Source organism: Pseudobacteroides cellulosolvens ATCC 35603 = DSM 2933 (assembly GCF_001262605.1).
Lineage (GTDB): Bacteria > Bacillota > Clostridia > Acetivibrionales > DSM-2933 > Pseudobacteroides > Pseudobacteroides cellulosolvens.
In genome coordinates, this window is the sequence record NZ_LGTC01000001.1 from 3,668,598 (window position 1) to 3,692,208 (window position 23,611).

The following is a 23,611-nucleotide window of genomic DNA, read 5'->3' on the forward strand; positions in this document are numbered from 1 at the left end:
CGCTTTTTATTTTTTATTTTGTCTACCATAGTAAGTTTTCCTATAGATTAGCCTGAAACCATCTTACCAGCCAAGGGCTTCAATCATTTTTGCAGCATACCGTTTTCCCAATTCTACTGATGAATCATGACTAAAATGCAAACGATACGTTGTATCGGAAGGATCTTGAACCAGGCCTTGTGCTGAAACTACATAACAATTGGTAATTAAAGAAGGCAACTGATTTACCAATGTATTGTGTCCTGCACAAGGACCGCTGTATAGCAGTTCACCCGGGAGAAAAGGAACGTTACCAAGGTTCAGATCTTTTCTAAGGTCTTCCACTAGTGTTTTTACTTTACCAGGCCAACTGGTATCGCCGCTATTTGATTCTCCCTGGTGGAAAATGATGCCTTCAATGACGCCTCCCTTTTGCTGTGCAAGTTTTGCACGATTGATAATCCAACTATATTTGGTACCTCCGACCTTCATAAAAGTCTCTATCTTTTCACCACTGATAGCACACGGTATCAGCCCAATAGTATCACCCGCCGGAACTTTCTGTATCATGCTCTTGCCAAACCAGTCACCAGGGCCTATAGCGTCAAGCCAGGCAGGGTGTAGAGGTGGACATGCCACATCCCACTGATCTGTTACTCGGCCAGTAGCAGGGTTATTATCATATCCCAATACGAGCACTCGTGGGTCTTCTACCTTATCAGAGGCTTGGGTATTTGCATATCCTGCCATATTAGATTGTCCCAGAAGCAGAAAACAATGGAATTTAGCAACAGCTGTTGAAGTTGGTGTCTGTTTTGCAGTCGGAGTTGCTGTTGCTGAAATTGGTGTTACAGGGGTTATTATCTTGTTGAAATTTCCTGCAACAATTATTACATCAGAAATGTTTATTGCACCGTCATTGTTCAAGTCATATGCTGCAACATATTTTGATTCACCTCTGACTGAATTAAATCCACCTGCCAAAATTATTACATCAGCCATGTTTATTACACCGTCATTGTTCAAGTCTGGACTACTCGATGAAGTTGGCATTGAAGTAGGTGTCGAAGCATTAGCGTTGAACTTCCACCAGTTCAAATTAAACAGGTAACTGCTGCCTCCTGTAAATTTTAAATAAAGATCATGAATACCGCTTACACCACTTATATTACAGGTTGCATTACCCCAGGTCTGCCAATCGCCCGTTCCTGCAACTGAACAAGTTCCTATTAAAGATCCGGTAATGCTGTCAAGCCTAATCTCAATATTACCCCCGCTGGCAGCACTTGCTACTCTTGCCTCAAAGCTTGACGCACCGTTTCCGAAGTTGATATTGTTGTAAACAACATAATCTCCATTCTCAATATATCCCACATCCTCGCCGCCTTCACTGCAGGCTTCAGTTTGGATTCCCGACTGGTCATCGAAATCTTCCGCCTCCAACTGTGTATAAGGCGATTTAGGTGAAGGAGTGGTGGTGGGAGTAGGTGTAACATCTGGAGTAGGTGTATCCATCGGATCAGTACCGGTGAACTTCCACCAATTGAAATTAAACAAGCTGCCGCTGCCTCCTGTAAATTTCAGGTATAAATCATGTATCCCTGTTGCACCGCTTACTGTACAGGATTTGGTTGCCCATGTCTGCCACCCGCCTGTACCCGATACTGTGCAAGTACCAACAAGTGTCCCTGTAGGACTATCAAGACGCAGTTCAATTTTCCCGCCGCTTGTTGCCGATGCTACTCTAGCGTCAAAGGATACCGTTCCAGAACCAAAATCAACACCCTTTACCTTTATATAGTCTCCGTTTTCAATATTGCAAACATCCATTCCGTCTTCACTGCATTTTTCCGTTTCAACACCTGACTGCCAACAAATGGTTTCTGCTTCGTTTTTGACATATGGATTCAAATTACCAAGCTGGGTTGGACCATTTTTTGTCATGGGTATACTTGGCATTGTGCCATCGGTATTGTATTTGAATTGTTCCACACAGACAGAACGGTGATAGCTTCCGCCTCCCGGCAAACTACCTGTATGATAAAAGAAGTAGGAATTTCCTTTATAATCAATCACTCCCGGATGGTTTGTAAAGCTGTTTTGAGAACCCATAAGAACTCCCTTATAGTTCCACGGTCCTGTAGGGCTGGTGCTTGTAGCATATCGGATATCTTCACTTCCAGCTCCTCCCATACCCGCATAAACCATGTAATATAAATTATTACGTTTATAAAACCATGGACCCTCAGTATAACTCGTTGGTTTTGGAGATACCTGGACAACACCTCCTGAATAAGAAATCATATCCTGATTTAGCTTCACATAATAAAGGTTACCATTCCCCCAATAGAGATAAGCCTGCCCGTTATCGTCAATAAACACGGTAGGATCGATATCCTGTGCTCCATTATTTGTTATTAGTGGCTTTCCAAGGGCATCGGTGAATGGTCCTGTGGGGCTGTCCGATACCGCTACACCAATTACTCTGGCACCTCCGGCATTTTTTCTTGTCATTGGAACATACATATAAAACTTACCATTCTTGTATACACACTGGGCGGCCCATGCATCACCTTGCCCCCAACTGAATGTTCTATAAGACAACGGTGATCCATGATCGGTCCAGTTTACCATGTCTTCGGATGAATAACATCTCCAATCATTCATGGTATAAAAGTTATTAACTATTGTGTCTTCATCATGAGTGGTATACAAATAACATCTGCCGTCATACACCATTGGTGCAGGATCAGCTGTATAAAGAGTCTGTACTATAGGATTGTCAGCAAAGCAAGTTGAGATATCAAAAACCAAAATTATTACGAATAAAACTATTATTGATAAATTCTTTCTCATTTTTCATTCCCCCTGTTTAGTTAAAATTTAATTTTATAAATAATTTGTATTTATGAAATCCTTTATAATACCTAGACAATAGCGTTAAATTTTGCTGCAATAAGTATTACATCGGACATGTTTATAGCTCCGTCTTTATTTATGTCGTATGCTTCCACATACTTGGAATCACCATGGACTGAATTAAATACGTTTGCCAAAAGTATTACATCAGCCATGTTTATAACACCATCATTGTTTATGTCAATTCTGTTCGTAGATGTAGATATAGATGTAGGTGTAGATGTCGAAGTGGGTAACGAAGCAGTATTAAATTTCCACCAGTTCAAATTAAACAGATAACCGCTGTCACCTGAGAATTTTAAATAAAGGTCATGAGTACCGCTTACACCGCTGACATTGCACATTACAGTGGTCCAGGTCTGCCAATCGCCGCTTGCGGTAACCGGACAAGTTCCTACTAAGGTACCATTAATACTGTTAAGCCTTAACTCAATATTGCCTCCGCTTGCACCACTGGCTACTCTAGCTTGGAAATTTGCCGCACCGATTCCAAAATTGACATTTTTGTAAGCAACATAATCCCCATTCTCGATATATCCCACATCCTCGCCGCCTTCACTGCAGGCTTCAGTCTGAATTCCCAACTGGTCATTGTAACTCTCAGCTTCAATTTGTGTATAAGCTGATATTTGCCCAGGTGTTGGTGTTGGTGTAGGTGTCATTGTGGGTGTCGCTGAAGGTGTTGGTGTTTGGTTTCCGTCTGGTCCCGATTCATCATTTAGCCTAAACCAGTCAACATCCACATAACCGGAACTTCCGGAAGGATTAAAATTCAAAATAGCATATTGTTCACCCTGGAAAGTCCCATACTGCCAGTCAAAGCCCATGGTTATTGTAGTTCCGAGCTGCTGCCAATTCCTTGTGTCATCTTTCCAGAAAAACTTGGCTTGCTTGTTACCAAAATTCATTTCTACCCTAAAGTATAAAATATCTGAAGTTATATTATTGACAGTTGCTTTTACGCTTTCTTCTTCTGACATTATTATACGTTTGGGATCCTTGGTCAAAGCAATATAGCCACGTGGATCGCCCAACATTCCCAATCCGGCTATATCTCCAGGCTGCATTTGACTACAATCGATTTTAATGGTACCTGTACTTATAAGCCCCTGGCCTTTTTGAGTTAAACTGTTTCTGGCATTCCAAAAATCCTTACCGGTAGTAGCTTTTAGTCTTAAAGCAGAACCTGTAAGGGACCATTTTGTATTGTCCGGATTATGATTCCACATCCACTGGAGTCCTAAAGTACTGCCGTTAAATTCATCTGAAGCTTGCGGTACCTTAATCGGTTTATTTGCAATAGGTTTGGTGTATTTAGACTCAATCTGCCCTAAATATCCGGTCTGCCGAACTTCGGCCAGTTATTTTCCCAGGTAACAGGACAGATTCTTGTGGGACGGCCAATTGCACCATCATCCTGATGTACATAGCCCCAATAGCTGCCATCGGGAAGATCTACAATACCGCCCTGATGACCGCCTTTTCCTGCAGTACACAAGGTTGTAGTTTCGCCATAAGGTCCCCAGAGAGTATTAGAACGGGAACACACTAATCTTTGAGCAGGTACAGCGTTAAATAAATAGTATTTTCCTTTAGCTTTAATTAAATGTGTACCTTCAACATTATTATAAGAAAGAATTACTCGCGACGCCCCGGTTGTAGCACTTAAGCTGGAATTTAGCTGTATCATACTGATCTGGTTTTGCCAGGCTCCCCCATACGCAATATATGCAGTTCCATCATCCTCTATAAATAAAGCAGGATCAAAATAACTTCCGCTCAATATATTGCAGCTCCAAGGGCCAGCGACATCTTTGGCATAATAAATACGGGTACTTTCACCATTAGGCGTAACAACCACATAAAATGTACCGTTCTTATACGCTATGGAAGGTGCGAAACAACCGTTACCATATTTTGTTCCTCCCTGCATGTTATATGCATTACCAGTATATGAAGATATACAATGACTGACAATTTCCCAGTTGACCAAATCCTGAGATTTGCAAATAACCAACCCTGGTACACCTGCGAAAGTGGAAGTGGCTAGATAAAAATCACTGCCAACCCTTATTATACTGGGATCCGGATAGTCTGCAAATAAAGGCGGATTGGTGAATGTGCCGTCTCCATTGTCAGACTGCCATGCATATGTAAAGACTGTTTGTGAAAGGCATAGACATAATACCACCAGAATAATCAGGGCTTTTTTTAATCCAAAGCTCCTATTTGACTTTCTTTCAAATAACATAATTAAACCTCCCTCGATAATCTTTAGTTTTCTTCTATAAATTCTTTAAACAATGGTATTAAACTTAGCTGCAATCAAAATAACATCCGTCATGTTTATAGCCCCGTCTTTATTCAAGTCGTATGCATCAACATATCCTGCATTTCCTATAACAGTATTAAATCTGCTGGCCAAAAGTATAACATCCGCCATGTTTATAACACCATCATGGTTTATGTCAGAACTGTTTGCAGGGGTTGGTATTAAAGGTTGTGTTGCAGTTGGTGTCGAAGGTACGGCAATGAATTTCCACCAGTTCAGATTAAACAGGTAGCCGCTATCGCCCTTGAATACCAAATAAAGATTATGAATACCGCTTGCTCCATTAACACTGCATTTTGCATCATCATAGGTCTGCCATTCTCCGTTTGATGCAACCTGACAAGTTCCTACCAATGGGCCGGTAATACTGTCAAGTCTTATCTCAATATTACCTCCTCCAGAGGCACTGGCACATCTTACCTGAAAGCTTGCCGCGCCGCTGCCGAAATTGACATTGTTGTAAACAACATAATCACCATTCTCAATATAACCAACATCCTCCCCACCTTCAGTACAGGCTTCGGTCTGGACCCCCGACTGTTTATCGAAACTCTCTGCTTCGTTTTGTGTAAAGGCCGATCTTGTAACAGGAGTCGTAGAAGGAGTAAGCGTCGGGGTCGGAGTTTGAGTTGGAGTCGGGATCATAGTCTGAATCGATGTTGGCACTGGAGTACTTCCATCGGTAGATTTGCCCCAGAGCTCAAATTCATAAACTCTGGCACCACCGGAGTTATCCTGTGTGGCTGTATTGATATTTAGCCTTACATATCTTGCGGTAAAGGTGGGAATATTCCTATCACTTATGTTTTGTTGATTTCCATGGACTGCATCAACATCAGTCCATACATTTCCATCGTCACTCTTTTGCAGAGTGAAGTCTCTGGTATTAAATTTTATTGCTTCTGCCACACCCGCATGTTTTACCACCCATCGGCTGATATCATAATTGACACCGAGGTCAACTTTTAACCACTCTCCACTAATACCGTTAACATGACACCATTTGGTGCTATTTGACCCATCCACTGCATTTTCCGGCTCTTCACCTGCAGTATTACCTGAAGCAGTGACTGTTTTATTCAAAGCCACATTTGTTAATGTTGTGGTGCTACCTACCAACTGCAAAGAACCGTTCAATTGATAGGTTCCTCCTGCCGTAGTCGGAAAGCTGATGGTTTTGTTACCGTAACGCACATTGCAAACATTACCGGAATTAGACTTGATAGTGACATTACTTAAAGCCCCATTGGACCAGTTCATTTGTGTAACCGTAAAATTACCCGTGCACAAAGTCCGTTTGCATGACCGGTAGACCATTGGCTGGGCAGTGCCGGTAAAAGTTGAATTTCGTTATTATGGCTTTGCGACAACATTTCTGCTATTCCGGAGGTAAATCCGAAGTTACCGTCAATCTGGAACGGTGGATGGGCATCCCATAAGTTGTCGTATAGACGGCCGTCTCTGTTAACGGGAGTTATCATAAGTTTAACAAGATTGTAAGCATGAGGACCATCTTCAAGCCTGGCCCAACAATTGAGTTTCCAACCTTCAGACCAACCGGTTCCCACATCTCCACGTGCATTTAAGGATACAATTGCCGCATTGGCAAGAGCAGCTGTTCTTTGTTTTCCAATTTCCATCCCGGGAAACAGGTTATACATATGGGAAATGTGCCTGTTTTTCTCGGACTTGCTGTCCCAGTCATATGCCCATTCCTGGACCTGCCCCCAGCTGCCGATGGTATCAGGTTTGATCTGGGACACTTTGGACTCTAAAGTGGAACGGAACGCAGAGTCAACATTCAGTAACCTTGAGGCCTGAATCACATCTTTAAAAAGTTCCCTGCAAATTCCATTGTCCATTGTCACCCCATAACTGCAATATGCACCTTGCCCACCACTACCACTGGGTGTTGAAACTTCAGGGGAAGTACCGGGACAAACTACCTGATAGTTTTGTCCATTAATACTTTTAGATTGCATCAGGGTTTGTAAAAAGTCGGCACTACCCCTGATTACAGGATAAATTTCGTTCAAATACCTGGTATCCTGATTAAAGTTATAAGCATCATACAACATATTGGAAATCCAACCGGCACCGGTTGGCCAGAATCCCCATGCACCGTCAATAGGAGCACATCTGTTCCATAAGTCGGTGTTATGATGTACTACCCATCCATTGGATATATTATAATGGGCACGGGCAGTTGCATTACCAGGGGTTTGCAATGCTTTTGCCTTTTCTATGAAGGGCTTGAAACACTCAGCCAGGTTAGTTGTGAAGGCCGGCCAATAGTTCATCTGGTAATTTATATTGGTGGTTAATTTACATCCCCAGGCAGGGTTGCGGAATTTATTCCAGATTCCCTGAAGGTTCATGGGTTGTGAATCACGAGAAGCACTGATCATTAAGTACCGTCCGTATTGGAAAAGCACCTTTGCCAGTTTCGGGTCGTTGGTAGTAGAAAATTCAGATATACGCTGAGGCATCGGTTTGCTATTTTCACTGCCGCTGCCTCCCAGGTCCACATCCACTCTCTGGAATAAGCCCTGATAATCTTGAATATGATTGCTAAATAAGGTATCATAAGATTTAGCCGATGCATTTGTAATATCTGTAGTTGCTTTTCCTTTCTCATCTCCATTACATGTAGTATAATTGACAAAATTGGTACGGACAGAGGTTAGAATAACTACTGAATCAGCATTTGAGACAGATATTTTATTATTATTAGCTGAGACCGAGCCATTGGTTGGTATAATTTTTGAGCGTGTTGAAAACCATACAGCATAAGAAATACCATTGTCGCTATCCCCATGCCCATTCATCACAAGGGTATCCGAACCTGCAGTGGAAACATTATATTGACCTGTAAGGGAAGATGAATAACCTGCAGTAAAAGATATCGATCCAGCTGAACTACATGTTATTTTGGTCACCATAACCTGATCAGGATAACTTACAAAAGATTCACGGTGATATTTTTTACCATTATAGGTGTAATCACTGGAAACTACGCCAGTATTCATGTCCAGCTGTCTAGAATAACCGGATACCGAGCTGTGGCCAAAGGCCAAATTCAATTCCCCGACTGATTGATACCTTGCTTGCCCCCACCGATCATATTGTTAATGGTGGCATCTCCGTTTTTGTATTGGCCGGCAAACAACTGGTCCTGAGCTGTTTTTAAAGAGTTTGCAGCTCCAGCTTTATTATTGTTGCCAGGTCCACTACTCCAAAAGGTGCTTTCATTTAAATCAATTTTCTCATCCGGATAGTTACCGTAAACCATTGCACCGATACGACCGTTACCCAATGGCAGTGCTTTATAAAATGCTTCATTGTTATCATAGGCATTACCGGAAAAGTTCGTTCCGGCCATACTGTTGTACCATAATTTCAGATCATTATCCAAAGCAGCGGCAAAGGATCCTGAACTTTTGGAAGAACTGTTAAATGGTAAGTTCCAATTCATCGCCAGGACATATGCCAAGAAAATTACTCCAACTCTCTTAATAAGCATTTTACCATGCTTCATTTACAACACTCCTATTAAAGTATATTGCCAAATTTTGCCGCAATCATAACTATATCCGCCATGTTAACAGCTCCATCACTATTGAAGTCGTATGATTCAACAAATTTGACATCACCTTGAACTGTATTAAACGCACTTGCTATAAGAATTACATCCGCCATGTTTACAACACCATTATGGTCTACATCAACATTTTTCACCGATGTGGGAGTTGATGTAGGGGTTGACGTAGGCGTTGAAACTGCAGTACCAAACTTCCACCAGTTTATATTAAACAAGTAGCCGCTGCCTCCGGTAAACTTAAAATAAAGATCATGTCGCCCGCTTACCCCGCTGACATCGCATGTTACACTATCCCATGTCTGCCAACCACCGGTCCCTGTAACAGGGCATGTCCCTATCAAAGTACCATCAATACTGTCCAGTCGGATCTCAATATTGCCTCCGCCTGAGCTGCATGCTACTCTTGCTTGAAAACTTGTGGCTCCACTGCCAAAATCGATATTGTTGTAAACAATATAATCACCATTTTCAATATATCCCACATCTTGACCGCCTTCACTACAATTTTCCAACTGTACTCCCGATTGGCCGTTAAAATCTTCCGCCTCGATTTGAGTAAAGGCTGAGCGAGGACCAGAAGTAGGTGTTGGTGTAACAGGACCTGTTGGAGGTGGTGTTGCCGAACCTGTAACCCTTAACTTTGCATTAGATTCACCAAGCTTTACTCCTTGTGAACTAACTACAAACAGCTTATAGGTACCTGCAGTATAAGGTGCTGTTATAGATGTAGCATCACCAACTGCTCTTGTCATTGTGGCTCCCTCAACAAAATTTGTAGTTCCTGTTGGGCAAACCATATTGTATTAGTAGAATTTCCACTGCTTCTAATATTCATCTTTGTACCTGCTGTCGTAGCACAGCTTGCAGGAAATACATAATCCTGTGTCGAGAGCAGACTACCCGGTATAATGTTTCTATATTCTTCCTGAATTCCCGAATTCAAACATGTATTGTACTGTGCCAAAGGCCATACGTTATCCGAAACTACAACTGGCGGGTCAATTTTACTGTTTGGAGGATTAACGCCCATTTTATTAACTGTTGCATAGGTCCTTAGTATTGTAAGGTGGTGTTTTTGTCCAAAATCTTCACAGTTAATGGTATACTTAACTCCTGGGTCTATATCCAGTACATTATCGTTTTCATTGATATAAGCAGTTCCTTCATCGTTATGCAGCCCGTAAGTAGGCCCTGATGTTGCCGGAGGTATACCCCTTACATAATTCTCATTAATGTTAGTGCCAGGCATCTGTCCTATGGTATATATTGCACCGCTGTCATGAAGCCTTGTTAAGGTATCAATAATCCTGTTGTAACTTATTGTGTTGTTTTTACATGTAGTTGAATCAAGGAATTCTTTCCATCCCCACCCCAAATGGATACCATTATATGCAGTGGATTGAACGTGGTTATATGTTATTTTGACTGTATCTACAAAGTATGCCGTTATGGCTGCACATCCCCAAATCCGGGGGCAGTACTGGTGTTGTACAACATATTGTTTGTAATGTTAATACTCTTACATACTCCTTCTATACCGGTAGCATATTTTGCACGATTTCCGCCGTTTCCGATATAGACATGCTGAGGATGCCCCACCGTTATTCCGCTTGATGTTATGTCAGTTATATAGTTGCCAATAATATTGGAATTAATTACATCGTTTACCATGGAAATTCCATCACTGCCGCTGTGCTTCACTGTATTTCTTATAAAGTTGATAGAATCACTGCTACTTACGTTGATCATTCCAGGTAATGTATCAACAAGATCATACTTTGTATTATGCCAATTATCATTATAAAAGGCTATAAAAGCTTGTGCAGCCTGACATGTTGACTTACCATGTGAGCCTGCAACATTAACAAGACTATAATCGGTATTTGCAAAGGTAATTCCTTGGAAGGTTAAATTCTTTACCCTGTTTGTAGTTGATGTTCCGGCAATTTCTATGAGCTTCTCCACAACAGGAGCCTCTACATCGGCAGTAGCCATGTTCTCACCCGGCCGGATATAGTAATAAAGGGTTTTGGTGGTCTTATCAAAATAGAATTGTCCTGGAGAATTTAAGAATTCGAATGCGTTGTATATCGTATGGGTCCCGGATGCGGTAAAGGCTGCCCCCCAGCCCGGTGTCTGTGCTATAGCCCCATATGGCTGTTGCAAAAGAAGTACTCTGTAATTACCAGCTGTAATCACATCCCTTGTACAAACTATATTCTCGTTCCAGGTGGTACCATTTACTATCTCAAGATCATCTTTGTTGCTGGCAATAACCGGTACATCCGCCAAGTTATACTGAGCCCCGTCGCTCTTACTACCGCTTGTCCAAGCCCAACTGGCTTGTCCCGCAGTTACGGAATAAGTCCCGTATCCACCTCTGGCCGTGACGGTTTTTTTGGTCATTGAAGCCCTCTGATCATTAACATAAAGGTTCCTTAATTTAGTTGTGCGGTTCAACTGAGCTTTATATATATTACCGCTGTGCAGGGTCCAACCCGTAACCTTTGTTGCACCATTTAAAACAGGCGTTTCACCCTCATAGGCTTGATAATATATCCTGTATCCGTTTGTCCCTGAATCCTGTGGTCCAAAAGTAATAGTGCTGGTAATATTATAGGTGCCTCCTCTAAGATATATGTATATATCTCCTGTCATATTACCGTTTAAGGTCCGTACTACGTCTCGGGCTTTAGTGATAGTCAAAAAAGGCTCACTTATAGTACCCGGATTGTTGTCATTGCCTGTGGGTGATACATAATAAGTCGCTTGAGTCGCAGCTGTTACGGTATGCATGAATACTGGATTGACTGAAAAAACAGATACCATGAACAGCAAAGTTGTAAGCAATAATACGCATCTCTTAATTGACATTTTTTTCAAGACAATTCCCCCTCCAAATAAGTAGTTTTTTCTCTTCTTAATCTTTTGATATATCTTTTTCGTATTACTTATTCGCAGTAATATATTTATTTAAGTCAGGTATATGAGGTATGATAAATATTTTTAGTTAACAAACAATATATTTATCAGACTTATAATTACATAATTCTGAAAATTTCATGTTCTACAAGTCTAATTGGAGTATTAGCACATCATTACTTATACACATAAGCTCTCTAACACTATTGGGAATTTTGTCACACATTATTTGGCCTTTTCCCTCCGGAAGCACCTCTTCTAAATACTCACTGATTTCCATCAACATCTTCTTGATTACAAATGACCTGTGAATAATACAAGGCTCTGGATCATTGAACAATTCAATACTCTTTTCAATTATTTTCTCTTCCTTTAAAGGTAGTGAATTTAATTTACACCAAAGCTCAGTCCTACCATTTTGATTAATAAATGTGATTTTTTTAGGTTGCATAGCCTACACCACCATATCCAAACAAAGTCGCTTGCCAATTTGCCAAGCTTGATCGCTGTTGTGAGAAATTAAAAAAACAAAAATACAATATATATGTTGCGAAAAAGATCTTACATATGCAAATGCAGTTGAATCGTCTTCATTTGCATTTAAATAATGGATTTTTCGCAACATATGGATCAAGGAAAATGTTTTGCAATAATTAAAAATCTAAAATGATTATTGCAAAACATATAGTACCGAACAGAAAAAAAATAAGAGCATTAGTTATTTTTATAATATGAAGCCTTTCTCTTATTGCCTCCGAGACCTCGAAAATCTCCCTGCCCTTATAAACTATCAAAGTCAGTATGATAAGTGGCAAAATTAAGCCAAGATTAAATAATATAAGGTAAACCAACGCCTGATTACTTAATTGTGAATCGGTCTGAAAAATTGTAATTATAGTTGCAAGATATATCTGCCCGGTACATAGGAACTCTCCTAATGATGTGATCATTCCAAGAAAAAAGCTTATGCAAAGTATTATATTTAGTTTAGTAAAGCCAGATGCTTTTTTAATCATACGATGGTTAAACCTTCTTAACACCTCCGGAAGCTGCAGAAATACTCTGTCATATCTCTCCCTTTTAGCTGCAAAAAAGTCCTGTATGCTCATTATTATAAGGATCAGCAGTACTACTGCAAGAAGCATCTTCATTAATACATTCAGGAAACTGAAATTGAATATTGACAAAAGCTTGAAAAATACAGTTCCGAGCAGCATATATGCCAAAAATTTACCTATTATAAAGGAAAATCCTATTTTTAGTATCTTTATATTTTTAACTGTCAAAAGAGATAAGAAAAAAAGCAGCATGGACATGGAACAAGGATTTATACCATTTGCAAGCCCTGCCAACAATACGCCCATAACTTTAAAGCCCTCAAACCTCCGTAAATCATTTTCGTGATTTACAATTGAGTTATCAATCTCAAGGGTTTTGAAGCCGGCTTTGTTAATTTCCTTTTCAAGATTGTTCCTTAAAGTTTTTTCATCTGAATAATACTTGTCTCTAATGAAAATAGCCGGAACAATTCCATAATCTTTCGATGAAACCTTGTAAGCCTCGCTATACTTGTCCATGAGGCTTTTATTTCTCAAATCGGAAATATCATATTTCTTTAAATTAAAGTTTTTATGGCTTTGGTTCAATCTCTCAAGGAAATCCGTTATGCTTGCACATGAAGCACAAGTGGGACTATAAAAGTACACAGCAAGAACATTATCTTTATCTTCAGTCAAGGCCTTTGAAACAATGCCCTGCATCACAAACAACGATATTAAAAGGAAAACCAAGAACTTTTTCATTTCATTATCACCAATCATTCATTTCAAATTCTATTATTGCATGGTTAAATAATACTTCCTGTTTTATTTTATAATCCCAATGTATATTTAACTGCTTCATTTACATCTGTAAATAATTTTTCAATTGAATTGTCACTATTTAAGATAACAAACAATGGATATTTACGGAGACTCGCCTCAATACCATAAGCATAAGAATATATATTAAAATATATCTCTTGAGGATCAATCTCGTAATGCTTGTCATAATCCTGTCTTATATCAAAATCCGGTCTTATTGTAATTACATTTATCTTTTTCTGCATGGAATCAATATTTTTCCTTGCAATTTCTTCGTGTTCCCTGCACTTTCTGCAGCCTGACCACATAAACATCAGCAGTGTTTTTTCCTTATCTTTCCTACTAAATGCACCGGACTTTGAAACATTCCTAATAATCATTTCACCGGCCTTGTGGCTTAAATCCCTTTTTTCGCCCAACTCAATTATTTCATTTATCAATGATATGTAACTGTAACCGGTAACCATAATTATCTTGTTGTTTTCATCTGTGAGAAATGCTGTAGGCTTAGACTCACTCAAGGATACCTTGTCCTCTAGGGAATAATTATATTTTGAGTCAATGCCTGCATCCTTTATCTTTTCAGCAGGTATCCGGCCGTCCCAAACTATTAAATAACTTATACCTTCAATATTTATTAAATTAATAATTTTTGATATGCAATCCAGCCTTACTATGGATTCATCATTTGTGCTGTCAAGATAGAAAACAACTTTATATTTACTTTTCACATCACTTATTCTGTTATCTTCCCCGTAAGCATTAACAAATTTAACACTTGAAGGTATTGTATCCCCGGACTTAAACTCCATCCTGTTATCCGGATTAAAGTATCTGCTTGTTATAACTACTGCCAAAATTACTATGGCAAGTATATAAAGAAATGCATACTTTTTCATGTATTAAATTTAGAAGCAATAATTATTACATCAGCCATGTTTATTGCACCGTCATTGTTCAGGTCGTACAATTTATTGTACTTGATATCTCCATGGATTGAATTGAATGCAACTGCTAAAATAATTACATCGGCCATGTTTATTACACCGTCTTTGTTTAAATCTCCTGTAGCAACAACAGGCGGTGTAGGTGTATTCACATTAATTGTCGGTGCAGGCGTATTCTTTAATCCTTCAAATGTAAACCAGTCAATATTTACAGGTCCTAAAAATACCAGATACAGGTCATTAACGCCCTTGACATTGCTAATGCTGCAACTTTGCTCCTGATATGTATTCCAATCACCAGTTTCAGTAACCTTTAATGTACCTAAGGATGTACCAGTTGGACTATCCAATCTTAGTTCAATCTCTATATTTAATAAATCTGCTACTAGAGCCTTAAAGGAGGTGCTACCAATCCCAAAGTCTATATTTTTATATACCAGATAGTTTCCCATTTCAATATAACCTACACCTCTTCCACCATCAGCAGTATCTATTTTTTCAATAGATGAAGAACTAATATCGTTGTAGCTCTCTGCTTCCAATTTTGAAAAGGCACTTCTTGGTACCGGTGTTGGTGCTGGAGTTGGTGTTTGTGCTGGAGTTGGTGTCGCCACTGGTCCGGAAGATATCTTAAGTACGACTGTGCCGTGTGAAGGTACTGATGCAGAATATGATCCATTAAATGTTCCTTTGTCAGCTTTAGCCCACAAGTCGCGAACTACTGCACTACCTGTTATTCCTATATCCGACCAGTTAACGGCTATGGTGGAGGTACTGGAGTTTCTGTTAAGTAATGCAACTGCCTTTGTACCGTCTGCAAGTGGTTTTACCCAAACCTCATTACCATTTGAGCTTTTAACCCTGTAGCCCTGTTTCCCTGCCGGATCCTGGTTTACAGCTATTACTTCCCTATTCATTAGAATATCCTTGGTAGCTTGTGTCATGTTCCTTATATCATTACCGGCAAGAAGGGGGGATGCCATCATACACCACATGCTCATCTGCGTACGGTATTCCTCTGTTGTACAGCCGCCGTTTCCAATCTCCAGCATGTCTGGATCATTCCATGCCCCGGGTCCTGCTGAATTTGTGTATTTGGAATTTTGGTCAATTGAATTTATTATACCTACGAAACCATAAGGATGACCCGTAGCATCCCATTTATCCACAATATCACGTGTGGTACGCCATACATTACCGGTTGCAGGCATCCAGTTCTGGTATTCCCATGCACAGATACTAAATACTATAGGTCTTCCGCAATTGGCTAGTGCGGTCTGCATTTTCTGGTAATCGGTTTTCATATCACTTCCGTTCGGTATATTACAGTTGTCGTATTTTAAATAATCTATACCCCATGAAGCAAATGTTTTTGCATCTCTGTCCTCATACCCTTTACTTCCGCTTTGAGGAACATTTGCACACGTCATAGTCCCACGATCTCCATATATTCCAAGCTTAAGACCTTTTGCATGTACATAATCCGCCAAAGCTTTTATACCGCTTGGGAAACGCTTAGGATCAGATATAAGGAATCCGTTGGAATCACGTGCGGGATTGGCCATCCAGTTATCGTCGAGATTTAAGTATATATAACCCGCATCCTTCATACCGGAGCTTACCATTGCGTCTGCAATCTGTTTGATTTGTGTTTCATTAATGTTTTCGTGAAAAATGTTCCAACTGTTCCACCCCATTGGTGGTGTTTTGGCAAGACCGTTATCCCATGCCCCTGCATTTAAAGCCATCAACGTGGTAAACACAATAACCATAATACCCATAATTGCCAAAAACAATACTTTCTTCATAAAATACTCAACCCCCCATAATTCTTATTTCATTTTTAACATTTTTCGATGAACCACCAAACGTCTCTTTTCGTAATACTTATTCGCAGTAATATAATTGTTTAAATTAGGCATATGAAAAATATTTTTAGTTATGAAATAAAAACAGGCATCCATGGGATCAGAAGGAATGCCTGTTAAATAAGAAAATTTTATATTTTAATCATAATTTGCTTAAATTAAATTAACTATTTTTTTGCTTATAGATTGCCAAATGCCATATGAGCCATGCTAAATTTGAGTTAACATATTGTGTTAAACTTACAAGCAATAATTATAACATCAGCCATATTTATTACACCATCATTGTTTAAGTCATATACTAGATTATACATCATATCTCCACTAGTTTTATTAAATCTGCATGCCAATTCAATTACGTCAGCCATATTAATAACACCATCTTTATTACAATCCCCTATTGATGCAGGACTAGAAGTATTCGTAGGTGTAGGAGTATTTGACTTTGTAGGAGTATTCGACTTAGTGGGGGTAGGCGTACTTAGACCGGTATACCCCTCTTTCGAATACCTGACGTACTCATAGTATGCACTTAATGGAGTCCTCCCATCATATGCCCCAAGCCAGCTATCAACAGTAATTCCCGGCCAAAGGTTCATCATTATTTTACCTGGTGTAGAGGGTATCTCTTGTGTACCTGTATATACCTTCACTCCGTCTACATAATAAGTTATTGAATTTTTCTGCCAATCGAATCCGTAAGTATGATAAGATTGTGAAGCATCAAATCCAAGGTTATATATGTACTCATGTCCGCCTTTGCCGTTTGTGTACCAGTTAAATTGGACTTTAGTGGTATCTTTCCCTAGAAACTCAATATCAATTTCATCCCATGGGTTACCATCTGAAGGCCCAGTATAAGTAAAAAACGATGATACAATACCAGTATTTTTGGGAGGCTTCATCTTTGTTTCGTAATATCCATAACCATAAAAGCCGGAAGTACGGTATTCCCCACCTTTATAAGGATAGCCGGAGCCAGTATTGTCCCTATCAAGTGTAAGAACCATTTTATTATCCCCGAATGTAACCTGGGATGGACTAAATACGCAGTTAAATGGAGAACCGTTAGCACCTGAACGGTATTCCCAATTGGAATTGAATGATGCAAACTCTTCTAAAAAATTCGAGTTTGTAGGTTTAGAAGTGCTTGTCGGCGTAGGAGTCGATGAGCTTGGGCTTGGTCTGGTATAGCCTTCTTTTGAATATCTGACATACTCATAATAGGCCTTTAATGGGGTCTTACCATCATATGCTCCAAGCCAGCTATCAACAGTAATTCCCGGCCAAAGGTTCATCATTATTTTACCTGGTGTAGAGGGTATCTCCTGTGTACCTGTATATACCTTCACTCCGTCTATGTAATATGTAATTGAATTTTGCTGCCAGTCAAATCCATAAGTATGATAAGCCTGCGAAGCGTCAAATCCAAGGTTATATATGTACTCATGCCCACCTTTGCCGTTTTTGTACCAGTTAAATTGGACTTTAGTGGTATCTTTTCCTAGAAATTCAATATCAATTTCATCCCATGGGTTACCATCTGATGGGCCTGTATATGTAAAAAACGAGGAGACGATACCGGTATTCTTTGCAGCTTTCATTTTTGTTTCGTAATATCCATACCCATAAAAGTTGGAAGTACGATATTCGCCCCCTTTATAAGGATAGCCGGAGCCGGAATTGTCCCTATCAAGATTAAGAACCATCTTATCATCTGCAAAAGTAACCTGGGATGGACTAAACACACAGTTGAAAGGAGAACCGTTAGCACCTGAACGGTATTCCCAATTGGAATTGAATGATGTAAATTCTTCAAAAAAATTCGATCCAACAGCAAATGCATCAGATGAAACAAAAAGCTGTAAAGGGATCATACTTGCAGCAATAAAGATAATAACCACCAAAGCAAGAAACTTCTTCAATAAAAAAACCCCCTTAAAAAAATAAAATATAAAAGAGCTAGAAGTTTGGTGTCACATCCCCAAAACTCAATAGTCTCTAGTTATATTCTATATTAGCTGTCCAGGTGGTATAAATATTTAATACTTTTGATTTATATCTATTTTTTTGGAATATGATTTGATGTTTTTTCCTGAATCGCTATGCAATACTGACCAGGTGACATGCCTTCATACTTTTTAAATATACGTATAAATGTATTTACATTGATGCACCCAACCTTATTGGCAACCTCGTTTATCTTTAAATTACTGTTTTGCAAAAGATCCTTTGACACTTTAACTCTGTATGAATTTAGATAATCTTTATAATTATAGCCTGTATAATATTTAAATACAGTACTGAAGTATGCTGGAGTCATATTAAAGTACTCTGATATTTCATCTAGAGAAATATCCCTTGAGAAGTTTAAATGTATATAATCAATCATTTTCTTAGCCATATTTTTTTCAAACTTGTCATCCTTTATTATCTCCTTGGCATAATCTATAGCCATTTCCATACTCATCTGACTGCCTTCACGCCATGCTTTATCAAACTCTCCTTCATCCATAATATCTCGAAGCTCCATAAGACGTTTAGTGTATTCGGAAATATCATTTTTCGATATAAGATTTCCTACTACATTAAAAAGTCTGTCGGCTGCTCCAAACAGGCGAGCGGCTCTTTCCGATTTTTCCAGTTTGGCACAGACTCCTGCAAGTCCTCCCAATACCAAAAAAACAAACATGATTGTGTTCTCTTTGCTGTCGCAAAAAACATTCAAGCTTTTAATATAAAGCTCCCCAGCTTTCAAAAAGTTGCCTGTCTTAAGTTCCAGTTCTGCTATATTACGATAAAGCCATGCAACTTCTCCAGAACTCCCTATTTCTTCCGATACAGCCAAACTTTCCTTATATAATACCATAGCCTTGTTAAAATCCCCTCTGTATCTGTTTATCTCACCCATATCTTTAAGAACCCGAGCTATTATAGCTTTATATCCCAATTCATAGGAAAGATTAAGGGCCTTTAAATAATAATCTTCTGCAATACCATATTCGCTCTGTGATCTTGATAATTCAGCTATGCTTATCAAAGCATTTGCAATACCCTCTTTATCATCCAGTTCTTCACAGTACATAAGATATTCATTAATCATTTCCATTGCCTCATCAAAAATACCCTTACCTCTCGCTACAAATCCAAGCCTCCAGAGAGCCCTGGCTATACCCCACTTGTCTTTTAATTCTTTGCAGATTTTCAAACTCTCACTCGAATACTCTTCTGCCTTTACATAGTCTCCCTTTTGGTAATATAATAGACTAAGGTGCTGAAGAACTTCTGCAATTCCAGGCTTATAATCAATTTGGTAATATATGTTCAAACTTCTATTTGCCAGTTTTTCTTCCTCCTCAAGATTGCCCAGCATACTTACAGCTAACGATAACTTATATTGTATAGCAGCTTCCCCCATTAGATCCCCAATTTCCCTAGCAAGTGACAGACTTCTTCTAAAAATCGAAATTGACTTCTCTGGATTGCCCTGCAAATGGATTAATCTTCCAAACCACTCAAATACTTTAATGTAATCTTTTGATTCTATAGAGTCTCCACATCTTTGAACTAAAGGTTCAAGTATGGAAACACCTTCATTCCAGAAGCCACGGACTTCCCAAAAATATCCCATTGCTCCTGTTAATTTTAACTCTTTTTGAAGACTATTAGTCATTTGTAAATGTTTTAAAGTATTTATTATATTTGAATGGGAAAATTCCAATTCAGAAAGCCATCTTTGACGCTCTTGTCCATTCATGCTAAACTCGGCTTCAGTAACAAGTGACAGGTAGTAATTGGAATAACAATCTTTTATATAGTTTTCTTCCCCACTAATTGATAATAGTTCAGCTGCATACTCACGTATTGTTTCTAGCATAGTGAACCTATCTTCGCTCTCATCAGCAATTTCAGTTACCTTTGTTAAAAAGCTCTTGCTTAGTAGACAAGCCATTGTTTCCAATAGATTTTCAATGTCGTTTTTACAATTAGTTACAGCTTGTGCTGCTTTTAAATCAAACTTGCCGGCAAATACACCCAGTCTTCGAAATAACCTTTTTTGAGTCTCATTAAGTAAGTTGTATCCCCATTCGATGGTATCCTTAAGGGTACGTTGACGATCCTCTAGATCACGGGCTCCATTATTTAGCCACACTAACCTGTTTTGGCATTGGTGAAGCAAATTGTGTACAGAAATTTGTTCTATGTTTGCTGCTGCAAGCTCAATGGCTAAAGGTATGCCTTCCAAGTAAGCACATAATTCAATAACTTTCTTTGCATTTTTTTCAGTAATTTTGAAGTCAGGTTTAACAGCTTTGGCACGCAGCAAAAAAAGGGTAACAGCAGGTTGTTGAATTAATTTTTCAATTGGTGTCTTTTCCCCAAAATCCACTAATTCTAATGGTGGAACATTAAATAAATGCTCACCTGAAATTCTTAAGGGTTCTCGACTTGTTACCAGAATGGTTAAACCTGAAGTAGAGGTGAGAAGCTCAGTAACTATTGAAGCAGCATCAATAACATGTTCAAAATTATCAAGTATTATGAGACACTTCTTGTCATATAAAGCACCTTTTAAAGTATCATAAATATGTTGACCCTTAATTTCAGCTATATTTAATGATTTAGCAATATGTGATGCTATAGAATCTGAATTTGTAACAGTTGAAAGCGGAATGAAAAAAACTCCATCACTATAGTTATAAAGCCGCATGGATGCAACCTGCAGCGCGAGCCTTGTTTTACCTATTCCACCAGACCCTGTAAGCGTTACAAGCCTTACACGGCCAAGCAAATTATTTATTTTCTCAATCTCATCCTCACGTCCGACAAATTCGGTTAAAGCAAAAGGTAGATTGTTTTTAGGCCTAAAATTATTCCTTTGTCTTCCATTATCTAATCTTAAATTTGAATATTCCTTTTTTATAATAAATCCACATTTGGTATCATGTATTAAAACATCATTTCCTAATAAATACTGAATTCCATCCTTTATGAGTCCAGGCAAACCCATTGTCTCATTATAAAACCATTCAAGGAAATTATCCGTAGACTCCCAGCAAAACACTTCCTTCATCCACGAACGTAATCCTTGTGGAGATAAGGGACCTAAATTTATAGTTTCATATAAAGGTGCACCAATATAGTCTAAACCTTTTACTGCTTTAGGCTCATTTGTGTATACCAAAGCAAGATTTATGTATCTTTTATCGATTATAATTTTGCATAAAAGATTTATAGCTTCAGAGTCAAACTGGCCAATATCATCTACAAGTATAACAAGTCCGTTTTTCTTATTACTCAATAGTTTTTCAGTTAATATGCTTTCAGCATATTGCTGGCTTACGTTACTAATATTCAATTGAGTTTTATTGGTATCAGATACTAATACAGCATGTTCTTTTGTTTTAAGATATTGATTTGTCAAAAGAGAAATAACTTCATAATTGCATTGTGAAGCTATACATTCTATAGCATTCAAAAAGAATGTCCGCCCAGAATAAGGAACCCCCACAATCCTTAATACTCCCCGCTTCATTTCATGTAAGTGTTTTAAGAAACTGTGAAATTTAGCCATAGCATCGTCACGCTCTATTAAATAGGGCATATTATACGATTTATCCTGTTTAGCTTTTATATACAATCTTACCACCCATTATTATATTTATTGTTACAATATAAAATTGCAATACTTGTTAAGGAACAATTAAGCTCTTAATTTTTTAAGTCAAAAAATATCTCTTATTACTTTATATCATAGCACTAACACGCGTTAGTTATCAATACTTGTTTATTTTATTTAACTTTAACTTTCATTGCCAAGCTATCGTGTATGACGAGAACTATAAAGGACAAATCAGAAATTCGATCTGTCCTTTCAGATTTATCAAAAGAATCAGTTATTATTTCACATACAATATATCGCTTATTGCACGCTCTGTAGTACTACCACCGGGCATATTTACTACTCTTCCATTAAAGTACATAGTTGATGATAATCCCCCGTCAAGATTATATGCTTCTTTACATCCCAAGTCTTGAAATAATTTAGCAAAATCTATCATTGTCATACCTGCACTATAGCGTGGTGATCTTCCATCAACAACTATAAATATAAAGTGATTAGGTTCTACCATACCTATTCCAGTACGTGGGTGTGCCGGTAAAAGATATGTTGCTCCTTGATCAGAAGGCATATTTACAAAAGTTGTCAATGCAGTTCCAGACTTAACCAGGATAGGTCCAAATGATACTACCTGAAGTGCTCCATTAGACAGTAAGGTAGTTGTTGATATATTTTTTTCATTTGCTGTTTCCATCAATCCGTTTTTATATAAAATGAGACAGTCTCTAACAGGAACATTTCTGTATAATTTACCATTTCTTATTTCTATACCATCATTTCTGAAACCGTAGTAGTTACCATTAACTGCAAAAATTGCATTGTTATCCTTAGCCATCTTTGAAGTTGTTTCAGTAATATTTTTTCCAAAGGTATTTTTTGCAAATGCAGATAAGATTGTTGAATCACCACTTAATTTAACATCTGCTATAAAGTATGTTATCATAGAGCTGCCTGTACCCGTTTGAACTTTTTTGATACTAATATTTGTTGTTGCACTTTTGTAATTCCAATCATCAACTTGAGCAGTTGTACTCACTGTTGGAATTGGAGTGGGAGTCGATTTTATGGTTGGAGTTGAAGTTGGTTTTACTATTGATGTTGCAGAAGTTGCAGTTTTATTGAAGTTGCCTGCAAGAATAATGACATCAGACATGTTTATTACGCCATCATTACTCAAATCATATAATTCAACATACTTTGAATCTCCTCTGTATGAACTAAACACCCCTGCAAGTAAAATTACATCGGACATGTTTATTATGCCGTCATTACTCAAATCTCCCGGTGGAGTAGATGCATTTGACAGCACACTGGTTTGCACAAAACATGTAGCAATAATGCTGCATATAAGTGCCAAAATCAATATTTTTTTCGTATTCATACTATACACTTCCCCCTTTTAAAATATTAATATTTTACAAATAATTGTCTTGCTTTTTTATAATCCCTCCTTTCATGCTCTTTGTGATAAGGTTTAATTATTCTTTATATAAATAACAATTATTTATAGTTTTTTTGTCGTATTGTGGTAAATACTAACAGCTACAACATAAAGGTT

Annotated in this window: 11 protein-coding genes and 2 pseudogenes; all 13 read right to left on the reverse strand. The window is 38.4% G+C overall.

Features of this window, described 5'->3' with window-relative positions; all coding sequences use genetic code 11:
• Positions 1-63: 63 nt before the first annotated feature.
• The 13 genes and pseudogenes from Bccel_RS31535 to Bccel_RS15050 all read right to left on the reverse strand — a co-directional run bounded on the left by Bccel_RS31535 (position 64) and on the right by Bccel_RS15050 (position 23,434).
• Positions 64-2,835 (reverse strand): carbohydrate-binding protein, encoded by a 2,772-nt coding sequence (locus Bccel_RS31535; RefSeq protein ID WP_166433568.1) that lies wholly within the window; start codon positions 2,833-2,835, stop codon positions 64-66.
• Positions 2,836-2,906: 71 nt separating this feature from the next.
• Positions 2,907-4,259, reverse strand: coding sequence for a carbohydrate-binding protein (locus tag Bccel_RS32590; RefSeq protein ID WP_476748374.1), 1,353 nt, complete (start codon positions 4,257-4,259; stop codon positions 2,907-2,909).
• On the reverse strand, positions 4,229-5,149 hold the full coding sequence (locus Bccel_RS32595; RefSeq protein ID WP_242857018.1) for a glycoside hydrolase 43 family protein: 921 nt from the start codon (positions 5,147-5,149) through the stop codon (positions 4,229-4,231). The genes Bccel_RS32590 and Bccel_RS32595 overlap by 31 nt, the downstream gene beginning before the upstream one ends.
• Positions 5,150-5,194: 45 nt before the next feature.
• A complete protein-coding gene (locus Bccel_RS31550) occupies positions 5,195-5,341 on the reverse strand; it encodes a dockerin type I domain-containing protein (protein WP_242857077.1) in 147 nt (48 codons plus the stop codon).
• A 75-nt stretch (positions 5,342-5,416) separates the two neighbouring features.
• Positions 5,417-8,768, reverse strand: a pseudogene (locus Bccel_RS32365) (glycosyl hydrolase family 95 catalytic domain-containing protein); the annotation flags it as partial.
• Positions 8,769-8,782: 14 nt separating this feature from the next.
• Positions 8,783-11,660, reverse strand: a pseudogene (locus Bccel_RS15010) (carbohydrate-binding protein).
• A gap of 238 nt (positions 11,661-11,898) precedes the next feature.
• A complete protein-coding gene (locus tag Bccel_RS15015; protein ID WP_036942010.1) occupies positions 11,899-12,204 on the reverse strand; it encodes a hypothetical protein in 306 nt (101 codons plus the stop codon).
• Between the two features lie 202 nt (positions 12,205-12,406).
• On the reverse strand, positions 12,407-13,555 hold the full coding sequence (locus Bccel_RS15020) for an urease accessory protein UreH domain-containing protein (protein ID WP_036942014.1): 1,149 nt from the start codon (positions 13,553-13,555) through the stop codon (positions 12,407-12,409).
• Between the two features lie 68 nt (positions 13,556-13,623).
• Positions 13,624-14,514 carry a hypothetical protein gene (locus Bccel_RS15025; protein ID WP_036942015.1) on the reverse strand — a complete coding sequence of 297 codons (891 nt, stop codon included), beginning with the start codon at positions 14,512-14,514 and terminating at the stop codon, positions 13,624-13,626.
• A complete protein-coding gene (locus Bccel_RS15030) occupies positions 14,511-16,370 on the reverse strand; it encodes a carbohydrate-binding protein (protein WP_036942018.1) in 1,860 nt (619 codons plus the stop codon). Before Bccel_RS15030 ends, Bccel_RS15025 begins: the two co-directional genes overlap by 4 nt.
• 281 nt (positions 16,371-16,651) lie before the next feature.
• Positions 16,652-18,355, reverse strand: coding sequence for a beta-glucanase (gene bglS / locus Bccel_RS32605; protein ID WP_457920564.1), 1,704 nt, complete (start codon positions 18,353-18,355; stop codon positions 16,652-16,654).
• A gap of 137 nt (positions 18,356-18,492) precedes the next feature.
• The gene (locus Bccel_RS15045; RefSeq protein ID WP_050753499.1) at positions 18,493-22,071 is read right to left on the reverse strand and encodes a tetratricopeptide repeat protein; all 3,579 of its coding nucleotides are present in this window, start codon (positions 22,069-22,071) and stop codon (positions 18,493-18,495) included.
• Positions 22,072-22,330: 259 nt separating this feature from the next.
• Complete coding sequence (locus tag Bccel_RS15050; RefSeq protein WP_050753500.1) at positions 22,331-23,434, reverse strand: phosphodiester glycosidase family protein; 1,104 nt, start codon at positions 23,432-23,434, stop codon at positions 22,331-22,333.
• Between the last annotated feature and the right edge of the window lie 177 nt (positions 23,435-23,611).